Raw genomic sequence first — 12,733 nt, forward strand, 5'->3', positions numbered from 1 at the left:
GTGCAAGAAAAATCTTCAAATTGGCTTGACCAAATCTGCTTGCCGGTCTTTGATAAAACACAAGGGCCGTGGGAAGCCCTTGCGCGAAGAGGAGATCGCGATGGGAGGAGTGCCGCAAGCTGCTGGTGCTGCTGGAACGACTGTGCCTTCTGTGCTGTTGAAGCTGGAGGGCGTGTCGAAGGAGTTTCCAGGCGTCAAGGCGCTGTCGGGCGTCAGTTTCGATCTGCGCGCCGGCGAAGTGCATGCCGTCTGCGGCGAAAACGGCGCCGGAAAATCGACGCTGATGAAGATCATCAGCGGCGTCTATCAGCCGAATTCAGGTTCGATCACCTTCAAGGGCGAGACCGTGCAATTTGCTTCGACCTTGCAGTCGGAAGCCGCCGGCATTGCCATCATTCACCAGGAACTCAATCTCGTCCCGCATCTGACGGTGGCGGAAAACATCTATCTTGCCCGCGAGCCGCGCCACGGTTTTCTCGTCGATCGCAAGAAGCTGATCGCCGATGCTCGCCGCTGTCTGGCACGGCTGGGTGTCGATATCGACCCCAACGTACAGGTGCGCACCTTGTCTGTCGCCCAGTGCCAGATGGTCGAGATCGCCAAGGCGCTTTCCCTTGATGCAACCGTGCTGATCATGGACGAGCCGACCTCGTCGCTCACCGAGCAGGAGGCGCAGCTCCTGTTCAAGGTGATCCGCGATCTGAAGGCCCAGGGCACCGGCATCATCTATATCTCCCACCGGCTGGACGAGATGGCAGAGATCGTCGATCGCGTCACCGTGCTGCGTGACGGTCGTTACATCTCGACCGACGATTTCGAGGATCTCACGGTCGACGATATTGTCGCGCGCATGGTCGGCCGATCGCTGGAGGACAAGTTTCCCGAACCGACGCGCAAGCCCGGCGAAGAGGTGATTTTCTCGGCAACCGGTCTGACCAGACGCGGCGTCTTTACCGATATCGGCTTCGACATTCGCCGGGGCGAGATTTTAGGCTTTGCCGGATTGATGGGCGCCGGGCGCACCGAGGTCGCTCGCGCCATTTTCGGTGCCGACGCGCTCGATGCCGGTACGGTCACGCTCGACGGCAATGAGTTGAAGATCAGCGACCCACGCAGCGCCATTGAGGCGGGCATCGCCTATCTGTCCGAAGACCGCAAGGCGCAGGGGCTGGCGATCAAGATGCCGGTCGATGCCAATCTGGTCATGGCCCGCATGGCGGCGGTCGCGAGCCGGTTCGGCGTCATCGATCGCAAGCGCCATCGCGAAGCCGGCCAGCGTTATGTCGATCTCTTGAACATTCGTACGCCGAGCCTCAGCCAGCCGGTGCGGCTATTGTCTGGCGGCAACCAGCAGAAGATCATCATCGGCAAATGGCTGTTTCGCGAGCCGCGGATCATGTTTTTCGACGAGCCGACGCGCGGCATCGATGTCGGTGCAAAATTCGCCATCTACCAGATCATGGACGAGCTTGCCGCCCGCGGCATCGGCATCGTGCTGATCAGTTCGGAACTGCCGGAAGTGCTCGGCATGTCCGACCGCATCGCCGTTTTCCATGGCGGACGCATCACCGCGACACTTACGACCCGCGACACGAACCAGGAAGAAATCATGCATTACGCGTCCGGCAGCGGCCGGCGCGGCGATAAGGAATAGTGAGCATGGCCGACATGACCAGCGAAAAACCGGTAGAGCAGCCGGTGCCGAAGCCGACGGGTCAGGGGCGCCGCCTCAGCGATCGGCAGAAGGACATCATCCAGAAGTTTGCAGCCCTCGGCAGTCTCGTTGTGCTGGCGGCAGTGTTTTCGGCCACCAGCAGCGCCTTCATGACAGTCGGCAACGGCATGACGATCGCCCTGCAGGTGACATCGATCGCACTTCTGGGCATCGGTGCAACTTACGTCATCATCACCGGCGGCATCGATCTGTCGGTCGGCTCGGTTCTGGCGCTTGCCGGCGTGGTGGCGGCGCTTGCCGTCAAGGAACTGCAATTGCCGATCTCAATCGCCATGCTTCTCGGCATCCTGACCGGCGCGCTCTGCGGGCTGATCAACGGCCTGATGGTGACGCAGCTCAAGCTGCCGCCCTTCATCGCCACGCTCGGCATGATGCTGATCGCCCGTGGTGTTGCCTTGCAGATCACCGGCGCACGCGCAGTCTCGGGTCTTGGCGAGGCGTTTGGCGAACTTGGCAATGGATCGCTGTTTCGCATTGAATCGATTGACGAACAGGGTTTTCCGGTCGTCACCTTTCCCGGCATTCCCTATCCGGTCGTGCTGATGATCGTAATCGGCCTGATCGCCGCCTTCGTGCTGAACCGCACGGTGCTTGGCCGCTATATCTACGCGATCGGTTCGAATGCCGATGCCGCAAGACTTTCCGGCGTCAACGTGTCCCGCGTCACCGCTTTTACCTATGTCGTGTCCGGCGCGCTTGCGGGGCTGACCGGCTGCGTGCTGATGTCGCGTCTCGTCACCGCCCAGCCGAACGAAGGTGTCGCCTACGAGCTTGATGCGATCGCCAGTGCCGTCATCGGCGGCACGTCGCTGATCGGCGGTGTGGGCACGATCTCGGGCACCATCATCGGTGCCTTCGTCATCGGCATATTGCGCAATGGTTTGAATATGAACGGCGTATCCGCCTTCACCCAGCAGATCATCATCGGCCTCGTCATTCTGGTCACCGTCTGGATCGACCAGTTGCGCAACCGCCGCTGAAGACAAAGGCATCGGCCGGGGCCGTGCCTGACTTACGAAGCCACGGGGAGGGGAGGAGCCTTCCCTTTAAACGGACCCTTTTGGGTCATTCGAGGAGGAAAGACATGCGTAGACTTGCAACGGTCCTGATGGCGTCGGCACTTGCCTTTGCCGGGGCATCCGCCGCATCGGCGGGCGAAATCGCCGTCATCGTCAAGACGGTCAACTCGACCTTCTGGCAGAACGTGCAGAAGGGCGCGGAGGCCGCGATAGGAAGTGCCAAGGGCAATACGATGACCTTCCAGGGCCCTGCGGCCGAATCCGCCATCGCCGACGAGGTCAACATGGTCGAGAACGCCGTAAACCGTAAGGTTTCGGCGATCCTGCTTGCGCCGTCCGATCCGGACGCGCTTGTGCCGGCCGTTAAAAAGGCCTGGGAAGCGCGCATTCCGGTCGTCATCATCGACAGCCAGCTCGCCAGCGGCGCCGACAAATATTACCAGTCGTTCCTGGCCACCGACAACCGCAAGGCCGGTGAACTGGCCGCCAAGGCGCTGATCGAGAAGGTCGGCACGACCGGCAAGATCGCCGTCATGTCCTATGTCGCCGGTGCCGGTTCCGAGATCGGTCGCGTCGGTGGCTTTACCGATTACATCAAGGCCAATTCCAAGCTCGAGATCGTCGGTCCCTATTATTCGCAGTCGCAGATGGCGACCGCGCTCAACCAGACCACCGACGTTCTGGCCGCCAATAGCGACCTCAAGGGCATTTTCGGTGCCAATGAGCCGACGGCGATCGGCATGGGCCGGGCGATCAAGCAGGCCGGCAAGGCTGGCAAGATCGTGGCGATCGGCTTCGACGGAAACCAGGACCTGCAGGAATTCGTGAAAGACGGCACGCTGACCGCGACCGTCGTCCAGGGCTCCTACCAGATGGGCGAAAAGGGCATCCAGACGCTGGCCTCCATCCTCGCCAAGCAGAAGGTCGATAAGACCGTCGATACGGGCGTCGTCGTGGTCACCAAGGACAATATCGACAAACCGGAAGCCAAGAACGTTCTCTATTAAGCAGACCGGCGCGCGGGTGGCTGTCGCCCGCGCGCTCCTTTTCGAAAATGATCGGGATTTGATACTATCATGAAGGTTTCGGACAGGCGCAGGCTGCGCGATCGCGACGTCTCATTCACGCTGATGGGCCTCGGCTGCGCCCAGATGGGCAATCTCTACCGGCTGACCCCCTATCAGGAATCCTTGAGCGCCTTCGAGGCCGCCTGGGATGCCGGAATCCGCTATTTCGATACGGCACCTTTCTACGGTTATACCCGTTCGGAGCGCCGTCTGGGCACGATGGTGACGGACCGCGAGCGGGACGATTATGTGCTCAGCACCAAGGTCGGACGCATCATGGTGCCGGACGAAACGGTGGGGCCGGAAGAGGACGCCTATGTCGCACCGCTGCCGTTCCGGCCGCATTACGATTACAGCTATGACGCGATCATGCGCTCCTTCGAGGCGAGCCGTCAGCGTCTCGGTGTGTTCAAGCCCGACATTCTCTATGTCCACGATATCGGCCGCGCCACCCATGGCGACCGTCACCAGCACTACTGGGACCAGCTGACCAAGGGTGGCGGTTTTCGAGCGCTCGGCGAGTTGCGTGTGTCCGGCATGGTCAAGGCGATCGGGCTTGGCGTCAACGAATGGCAGGCGGTTGCCGATGCGATGGACGAATGCGACATCGACGTCTCAATGCTCGCCGGTCGCTATACGCTGCTGGAACATGAGGAAAGCCTGCCGCTTCTCGATCGTTGCCATCGCCAGGGTGTCGGCATCGTCGTTGCCGGCGCCTTCAATTCCGGCCTTCTGGCGGGCAATCGCAAGTTCAACTATGCCGATGCGCCTGCCGATATTCTCGCCCGCGTCGGCGAGATCGAAGCGGCCTGCGAGGCCGAAGGTGTTGCCATGCAGGCAGCGGCGCTCGCCTTCCCCGCGCTGCATCCGGCCGTCGTCACCATCGTGTCGGGCGCCCGCAACGGCGAGCAGATGAAGGCCAATGTCGGCTGGTTCGAGCAGGAAATCCCGGCTTCCTTCTGGACACGACTGAAGGACAAGGGGGTGATTTCCGCCGATGCCCCGGTTGCGGGTGGTTGAGCCGATGATCATCGATGCCCACCAGCATTTCTGGCTGATGAAAGACCGCAAGGGCGACTGGCCGCCGCCGGAACTCGCCGCCATCCACCGCGATTTCCTGCCCCAAGATCTGGCACCGGAGATCGAGGCCGCGGATGTCGGCGGCACGATCCTCGTGCAGTCGTTGCCAAGCGTTGACGATACCCGTTTCATGCTGGAGCTGACTGAGGAGAGCGAGACCATTCTCGGTGTCGTCGGCTGGGTGGAGATGAAGGCGGTTGATGCGCCCGATGTGATTGCCGAACTGGCCAGATCGCCCAAGCTCAAGGGACTGCGGCCGATGCTGCAGGGCATCGCCGATCCTGACTGGATCGACGATCCGGCGCTGGAGCCGGCGGTCGATGCGATGATGGCGCATCATCTGGTTTTCGACGCACTGGTTCTGGAACCGCATCTTTCGGCGCTGCACGCCTTTGCCCGCCGTCATCCCGGCCTGCCGATCGTCATCAATCATGGTGCCAAGCCGCGGATTGCGGAGGGCCATTACCGGGACTGGCGGCATGGCATGCTGAGGCTTGCCGAGCTTCCCAATGTTTCCTGCAAGCTCTCCGGTCTGCTGACGGAGGCGGGCGACCAGAAACCCGAGGCGTTGCGGCCTTATATCGAGACGATCCTTGAGCTGTTCGGAGCCGAGCGGGTGATCTGGGGCAGCGACTGGCCTGTCGTCAATCTGGCCGGCAGTTATGCCGGATGGATCACGCAATGCCGGCAGATCGTTCCCGAAGCCGATCATGATGCAGTGTTCGGCGGCAATGCCCGCCGTTTCTACGGCCTGCAGGGAGCCTGAAATGCAAAGAATGGGAATGGTGATCGGCCTCGCGCCGGAAAAGGTGGAGGAATACAAGGCGCTGCATGCCGCAGTCTGGCCGGAAATCCTCGACCTTATATCGCGATGCAATATCAAGAATTATTCGATTTTCCTGCGCGAGCCGGAGAACCTGCTGTTCGGCTACTGGGAATACCATGGCACTGATTTCGCTACTGATATGGCGATGATGGAGGCCAGTGAGAATAACCAGGAATGGTGGACGTACTGCATTCCCTGCCAAAGGCCTTTCGCAACGCGAAAGGATGGGGAATGGTGGGCATCGATGGATGAGGTGTTCCATCTCGACTGAAAGGGAGAAGAGATGACTAAGCTAGGAGGCAAGGTGGTTGTGGTGACCGCTGCCGGTCAGGGAATAGGTCGGGCAAGTGCGCTGGCCTATGCAGCGGCCGGTGCCAAGGTCTGGGCGACCGATATCAATGACGAAGCTCTGGCGTCACTCAAGGGCGAGGCCAATATCGAAACGTCGAAGCTCGATGTGCTTGATGCAGGCTCGGTGACGGCGTTTTTCGAGCGCATCGGTGCTGTCGATGTGCTGTTCAACTGCGCCGGCGTCGTACATGGCGGCTCGGTGCTGGAGATGACGGACAAGGATCTCGATTTCGCCTTCGATCTCAATGTCCGCGCCATGGTGCGCACCATCAGGGCCGTACTGCCGGGCATGCTGGAGCGAGGCGATGGCACGATCATCAACATGGCCTCGATCGCATCGAGCTCCAAGGGCGTGCCGAACCGTTGCGCCTATGGCACGACGAAAGCGGCCGTGATCGGGCTGACCAAGGCGATCGCTGCCGACTATGTGACGCGCGGCATCCGCTGCAATGCGATTTGCCCCGGCACGGTGGAAAGCCCCTCGCTCGAGCAACGCATGCGGGCCCAGGGCAATTATGACGAAGCCCGTGCGGCCTTCATCGCCCGCCAGCCTATGGGTCGTCTCGGCAGCCCGGAAGAGATCGCGGAACTGGCGGTCTATCTCGCCGGCGCTACCTACACGACCGGTCAGGCCGTCGGCATTGACGGCGGCTGGTCGATCTGAGTCATTTTTTGAACAGCAAGATTTGAACTGAAAGGACTATCTCCATGAAATTCCTCCGTTATGGCGCACCCGGTGCGGAAAAGCCCGCAATCGTCGATGCCGACGGCAAGATCCGCGATCTGTCTGCCCACGTCACCGACCTCTCGGGCGTGGCACTGGCCCCCGATGCGCTGGCCAAGCTCGGCGCGATCGATCTCAACAGCCTGCCGCTGGTCGAAGGTTCGCCGCGTCTTGGCCCCTGCGTTGCCGGCACCGGCAAGTTCATCTGCATCGGTCTCAACTATTCCGACCATGCTGCCGAGACCGGCGCGACCGTGCCGCCGGAACCGATCATCTTCATGAAGGCCTCGTCGGCCATCGTCGGCCCGAATGACGACGTCACCATTCCGCGCGGCTCTGAAAAGACCGACTGGGAGGTCGAGCTCGCCGTAGTCATCGGCAAGACCGCCAAATATGTGAGCGAAGCCGACGCGCTTGATTATGTCGCCGGTTATTGCGTCACCAACGACGTCTCCGAACGCGCCTTCCAGACGGAACGCTCGGGCCAGTGGACCAAGGGCAAGTCCTGCGACACGTTCGGCCCGATGGGGCCCTGGCTCGTCACCAAGGACGAGGTTCCGGACCCGCAGAACCTCGGCATGTGGCTGACGGTCAACGGCGAGAAGATGCAGGACGGTTCGTCCAAGACCATGGTCTACGGCGTCTCCTTCCTCGTGTCCTACCTGTCGCAGTTCATGTCGCTGCATCCGGGCGATGTGATCTCCACCGGCACGCCTCCGGGCGTCGGCATGGGCCTCAAGCCGCCACGTTACCTGAAGCCCGGCGATGTCGTCGAACTGGGCATCGAAGGCCTCGGCACCCAGAAGCAGACCTTCCAGGCCGACATCTAAGCCAATCGATCGGCGCACTGGCAGGAGGCTGGCGCGCCGATTTCACCAGACATTCGCCGGCAGAGGAGGCCGCAGACCATGACCCGCATCACCAATCTTCGTGTTTTCGACCTGCGCTTTCCGACTTCGGCAAGCCTCGACGGGTCGGATGCGATGAACCCCGATCCGGATTATTCGGCCGCCTATGTCATCCTCGAAACCGACCGCGAGGGCATTTCCGGCCATGGCCTGACCTTCACCATCGGCCGCGGCAACGACATTTGCTGCATGGCGATCGAGGCGATGCGCCATCTGGTGGTCGGCAAGGATCTGGCGGAAATGCGCGCGGCGCCCGGAAAGTTCTGGCGGCACCTGACCGGCGACAGCCAGTTGCGCTGGATCGGGCCGGATAAGGGCGCCATGCATCTGGCGACTGGCGCCGTGGTCAACGCGCTCTGGGATGCGCTTGCCAAGGAAGCGGGCATGCCGGTGTGGAAATTCGTCTCCACCATGTCTCCGGAAGAGATCGCCGACATCGTCGACTATCGTTACCTGACGGATGCGCTCACCCGCGACGAGGCGATCGACATCCTGCGCAAGGCCGAAAGCGGCAAGGCGGAGCGCGTCGCCATCCTAGAAAACGAAGGTTACGCCTGCTATACGACATCCGCCGGCTGGCTCGGTTATCCCGACGACAAGCTGCGGCGCCTGGCGCAGGAAGCGGTCGATGCCGGCTTCAGCCATGTGAAGATGAAGGTCGGCCGTGATCTGGAGGACGATATCCGCAGGCTCACCATTTGCCGCGAGGTGATCGGCCCGGATCGTTACATGATGATCGATGCCAACCAGGTCTGGGATGTGAACCAGGCGATCGACTGGGTGAAGGCACTCTCCTTCGCCAATCCCTTCTTCATCGAGGAGCCGACCAGCCCGGACGACATTGCCGGCCACAAGAAAATTCGCGAGGCGATTGCGCCGGTGAAGGTCGCGACCGGCGAAATGTGCCAGAACCGCATCATGTTCAAGCAGTTTATCGCCGAAGGCGCGATCGACATCGTGCAGATCGATGCCTGCCGAATGGGAGGCTTGAACGAAGTTCTGGCGGTACTGCTGATCGCAGCCAAATACGGCAAGGCGGTCTGGCCGCATGCCGGCGGCGTGGGCCTGTGCGAATATGTGCAGCACCTGTCGATGATCGACTACATCGCCGTCTCGGGGACGAAGGAAGGCCGCGTGATCGAATATGTTGACCATCTGCACGAACATTTCATCGACCCCTGCATCATAAAGAATGCTGCCTATATGCCGCCGACGCGGCCGGGCTTCTCGATCGAGATGAAGCCGCAATCGATCGAGGCCTATCAGTTCGGAAGGCCAAAGGCGGCCTGAGCAACCCGAAATGGATATACGAAAAAGGCGCCTTACCAGCGCCTTTTCTGTTGGAGGGAGAAGTTTCAAACGTCCAGAATGGCCTTGATCACGCCGGCTTCCGGTTTGAACCATTCGGAAAACAGATGGACGGCATCGGCAAGCGGTGCACGGTGGGTGTTGAGTGCCCGGGTCGGCACGCGGCCTGCCTCGATCTGGCGGACGACCTCGGCGAAATCATCCGGCTGGGCGTTGCGGCTGGCGATCAGTGTTGCCTCGCGCTTGTGAAATTCCGGGTCGGAGAAGGTGATGTCCTGTCTCACGACCGAGAGCAGCACGTAACGCGCGCCATGGGCGAGGAAGTTGAAACCGCGCTGCATCGGAATGGCGTTGCCAGTGGCGTCGATGACGACATCATACCATTCACCGCCGGTCTGCCGTTCTGCCGTCTGTTCCGCATCGGCATCGGCGAAGATCGTTTCGTCGGCGCCGAGCTTTTCGACGGCGAAGGCGAGGCGGTCCTCGCGGGTATCCATGACCGTGACATGCGCGCCGCGGGCTTTGGCAAAAATGATCGCCGACATGCCGATCGGGCCTGAACCGGTGACGAGAACACGGTCTTCGGCGGTAATCGCGCCGCGCTTCACGCCATGGGCGCCGATCGCCAGAAACTCGATCATTGCGGCGTCTTCCAGCGGAATGTTTCCGGTTGGAATGACGTTGCTCTCCGGAACGCAGACATATTCCGCCATGCCGCCGTCGCGATGGACGCCGAGCACTTCGATATTGCGGCAGGCATTGGTAATGCCTCGGCGGCAGGCCTGGCAGGTGCCGCAGGAGAGATAGGGAACGATATAGACGGGCTGGCCCGATTTCAGGCTGCTGCCCGAGGGCGCTTCCTCGACCGTGCCGGAAAGCTCGTGGCCCATCACGCGCGGGTATTCGAGAAACGGATGCTTGCCGCCGAATATGTGAAAATCCGTGCCGCAGATACCGACATGGCGGATACGGACCTTGACCTCGCCCTCTGCGCGCACCGGGTCGGTACGATCCTCAAGCGCGAGACGGCCGGGCTCGATACAGACGAGCGCCTTCATGATGAACTCCTGCAATTAAATCGGGGTGTCTTGCTGTGAAATGTGGATATCAAAGCCATGCCGCCACCTCGCGACTGACGAGATCGCGCCAAGCGCGGGATTGGGCAAGCTGCGGAGGAATGAGGCCATCGATGGCGACGAAGCTCGCCGTGTAATCCCGCGCATCTGCTGTGCGCGCGGCGTTCAGCAGTTCGTCTCTGCGCGGATCATTGCAATCGTTGAAGCGGATCAAGGCTGCGATCCAGAGGCCGACGACACGGGCGAAACTTCCACCATCCGATCCATTGGCCAGGGCTTCGATTGCCGGCGAGAAGATGCGCTGCGGCAATTTCTGGCTTGAATCCATGGCGATCTGGATATTGCGATGGGCGATGGCGCGGTTGCTGAAACGCTCGATCAACTGGTTCATGTAGAAATCGAGATCAATGCCGGGGACGGGGTCGAGCGTCGCAGCGGCTGCCCGCATGTGATCCTTGGTCATCGCTACGAATTCCGGCACGGCCATCACGTCACGCACGCATTCCAGTCCCTTGAGCAGGCCGAGATGGGCGATCATCGTGTGCGAGCCGTTGAGCAGACGTAGCTTCATCTTCTCATAGGGTTCGACGTTCTCGACGAACAACGCGCCGCCTGCCTCCCAGGCTGGACGGCCGGAAACGAACGCGTCCTCGATCACCCATTGCATGAAGGGTTCGGTGTCGAGCGCGAGCATATCCTCCACACCGAGCAGGCTTTTGGCGCGGGTTCGGCTGTCATCGGTCGCTGCGGGCACGATGCGGTCGACCATGGAGGAGGGGAAGGTGACTTCTTCGCGGATCCATTTCGCCAGTTCAGCATCGCGCCGTTCGGCCATGTCCAACACCAGCCGCCGCACGACCTTGCCGTTGGACGGAAGGTTGTCGCAGCAGAGGATGGTGAAGGGGCGCATGCCCTTGTCGCGGCGCGAGGCGAGGCCGGCGACGAGATAACCGACTGCGCCGACCGGAGCGTCGGGATTGGCCAGGTCGTTAGCGATGCCGGGGTGCGTCTCGTCGAGGCCGCCGGTCGAAGGGTGCAGGCCGTAAGCCTTTTCCGAGACGGTCAGGGTGACGATATGGATGAAAGGGCTGGCGAGATAGGTGAGCACACGCTCCCTATCTGTCGCAGCGCAGAGCCAGTCGACGGTGGCGCCGACCACTTCGCTCGTTTCGCCGTCGCTGTCGCGCACGGTGATCGAATAGAGACCGTCCTGAGCCGCCAATGCTTCGACCGGTTCGGGTGAACGCAGGTTGACGGCGACGATGCCCCAGGGGCCGAATTCGCTCTGCAGCGCCCGCTGGGTATGGATGCCCTGATGCGCGCGGTGGAAGGCACCGAGGCCGAAATGCAGGATGCCCGGATGCAGGTCGTTACGGTCATATCCCGGCATCGCGACGGATGACGGAAGTTTGGTTTCGGCGGAAAGATGCGAGCTCATAGGCGCAATCCATATTGAGCGTGGCTTAACGCCCGTTCGATGCCACGCAGTTCGGCCAGCCCCTTCGAGCGGCCGATGGCCGGATAACCGGGCTGGGCGCCGCGTGACAAATCGTCGAGAATTTCCTGGCCGTGGTCGGGGCGCATGGGGATCTGGTGATCTTCCCGGCCTTCGGCTTTGCGTCGTTTTTCTTCCGTCAGCAATGCGGCGATCACCGCCACCATGTCGGTGCCGCCTTCCAGATGTTCGTCCTCGAAGAAGGAGCAGGGCAGGCTGTCGTCGTCGCGGGTGACATTGCGCAGGTGGACGAAATGGATCCGGTCGGCAAAACGGGTGGCAATCGCGGCCAGATCATTGTCGGCACGAGCGCCGAGAGAACCGGAGCACAGCGTCACGCCATTGGCGCGGCTATCCACTTGAGCAAGCATGTGGGCGTAATCGTCTTCGGTGGAGAGAATACGCGGCAGGCCGAGTAGCGGCCACGGCGGATCATCCGGATGGGCGCAGATGTTGATGCCGACCTCTTCGGCGACCGGCACGACTTCGGTGAGGAAATCGATGAGGTTCGCCTGCAGTCGGGCGCGGTCGATGCCGTGATAGGTGCGCAGCTTCTCGAGCAGTTGCGCCAGTGTGTAGCCATCCGCCGAACCCGGCAGGCCAGCGCCGATATTTTTGCCAAGCGCTGCGATCCGCGCATCGTCCAGCGTGGAAAAACGCTTCGCGGCTTCGTCCTGAAGCCTTTCGGGATAATCGCCTGCTGCTCCCGGCCGTTTCAGGATGTGGATGTCGAAGGCGATGAAATCGGTGAGGTCGAAGCGCATGGCCTTGGCGCCATGGCGTGTTTCCCAGCGTAGATCGGTGCGGGTCCAGTCGAGGACGGGCATGAAATTGTAGCAAACCGTCCTGATACCGGAGGCTGACAGGCGACGCAGGCTTTCCTGCCAGTTGGTGACATGCTCGCGCCAGTCGCCGGTCTGGGTCTTGATATCTTCGGAGACGGGCACGCTTTCCACCACGTCCCAGAAGAGGCCGCCTGAGCGGATCTGGTCGTGGCGTTTTTCGATCTCGTCAGCCGGCCAGACTGCACCTGTCGGGATGTGGTGCAGGGCGCTGACTATACCCTCGGCACCTGCCTGGGCGGCATCTCTCACTGTGACCTTGTCGACCGGTCCGAACCATCGCCATGTGTGTCGCATATGTC

12 protein-coding genes are annotated in these 12,733 nt (G+C 61.5%); 9 read left to right on the forward strand and 3 right to left on the reverse strand.

Annotation, left to right across the window (positions count from 1 at the left end; all coding sequences use genetic code 11):
• Window positions 1-100: 100 nt before the first annotated feature.
• The 9 genes from FHP24_RS14240 to FHP24_RS14280 all read left to right on the forward strand — a co-directional run bounded on the left by FHP24_RS14240 (window position 101) and on the right by FHP24_RS14280 (window position 9,000).
• Window positions 101-1,654 (forward strand): sugar ABC transporter ATP-binding protein, encoded by a 1,554-nt coding sequence (locus FHP24_RS14240; RefSeq protein WP_139676841.1) that lies wholly within the window; start codon window positions 101-103, stop codon window positions 1,652-1,654.
• 5 nt (window positions 1,655-1,659) lie between these two features.
• Window positions 1,660-2,715: an ABC transporter permease gene (locus FHP24_RS14245; protein ID WP_139676842.1), complete on the forward strand. Its 1,056-nt coding sequence runs from the start codon at window positions 1,660-1,662 to the stop codon at window positions 2,713-2,715.
• 104 nt (window positions 2,716-2,819) lie between these two features.
• Entirely contained in the window at window positions 2,820-3,761 is a 942-nt protein-coding gene (locus tag FHP24_RS14250) for an ABC transporter substrate-binding protein (RefSeq protein WP_139676843.1), read from the forward strand.
• Between the two features lie 69 nt (window positions 3,762-3,830).
• Window positions 3,831-4,841, forward strand: coding sequence for an aldo/keto reductase (locus tag FHP24_RS14255; protein ID WP_139676844.1), 1,011 nt, complete (start codon window positions 3,831-3,833; stop codon window positions 4,839-4,841).
• Window positions 4,842-4,845: 4 nt separating this feature from the next.
• A complete protein-coding gene (locus tag FHP24_RS14260) occupies window positions 4,846-5,667 on the forward strand; it encodes an amidohydrolase family protein (protein ID WP_139676845.1) in 822 nt (273 codons plus the stop codon).
• Between the two features lies 1 nt (window position 5,668).
• Window positions 5,669-5,998, forward strand: coding sequence for an L-rhamnose mutarotase (locus FHP24_RS14265; RefSeq protein WP_139676846.1), 330 nt, complete (start codon window positions 5,669-5,671; stop codon window positions 5,996-5,998).
• A gap of 12 nt (window positions 5,999-6,010) precedes the next feature.
• Window positions 6,011-6,742 (forward strand): SDR family oxidoreductase, encoded by a 732-nt coding sequence (locus FHP24_RS14270; protein WP_139676847.1) that lies wholly within the window; start codon window positions 6,011-6,013, stop codon window positions 6,740-6,742.
• A gap of 44 nt (window positions 6,743-6,786) precedes the next feature.
• Window positions 6,787-7,632 (forward strand): fumarylacetoacetate hydrolase family protein, encoded by an 846-nt coding sequence (locus FHP24_RS14275; RefSeq protein ID WP_139676848.1) that lies wholly within the window; start codon window positions 6,787-6,789, stop codon window positions 7,630-7,632.
• Between the two features lie 78 nt (window positions 7,633-7,710).
• On the forward strand, window positions 7,711-9,000 hold the full coding sequence (locus tag FHP24_RS14280; RefSeq protein ID WP_139676849.1) for an L-fuconate dehydratase: 1,290 nt from the start codon (window positions 7,711-7,713) through the stop codon (window positions 8,998-9,000).
• 65 nt (window positions 9,001-9,065) lie between these two features.
• Here the strand turns inward: FHP24_RS14280 and FHP24_RS14285 are convergent, their stop codons facing one another.
• The 3 genes from FHP24_RS14285 to uxuA are packed head-to-tail and all read right to left on the reverse strand — an operon-like array spanning window position 9,066 to window position 12,728.
• Window positions 9,066-10,076, reverse strand: a complete 1,011-nt coding sequence (locus tag FHP24_RS14285; RefSeq protein WP_139676850.1) for a zinc-binding alcohol dehydrogenase family protein — start codon at window positions 10,074-10,076, stop codon at window positions 9,066-9,068.
• A gap of 49 nt (window positions 10,077-10,125) precedes the next feature.
• Entirely contained in the window at window positions 10,126-11,532 is a 1,407-nt protein-coding gene (locus FHP24_RS14290; RefSeq protein WP_139676851.1) for a mannitol dehydrogenase family protein, read from the reverse strand.
• Complete coding sequence (gene uxuA, locus FHP24_RS14295; protein ID WP_139676852.1) at window positions 11,529-12,728, reverse strand: mannonate dehydratase; 1,200 nt, start codon at window positions 12,726-12,728, stop codon at window positions 11,529-11,531. Before uxuA ends, FHP24_RS14290 begins: the two co-directional genes overlap by 4 nt.
• Between the last annotated feature and the right edge of the window lie 5 nt (window positions 12,729-12,733).

Origin of the sequence: Aliirhizobium smilacinae (genome assembly GCF_006335145.1) — a bacterium.
GTDB lineage: Bacteria > Pseudomonadota > Alphaproteobacteria > Rhizobiales > Rhizobiaceae > Neorhizobium > Neorhizobium smilacinae.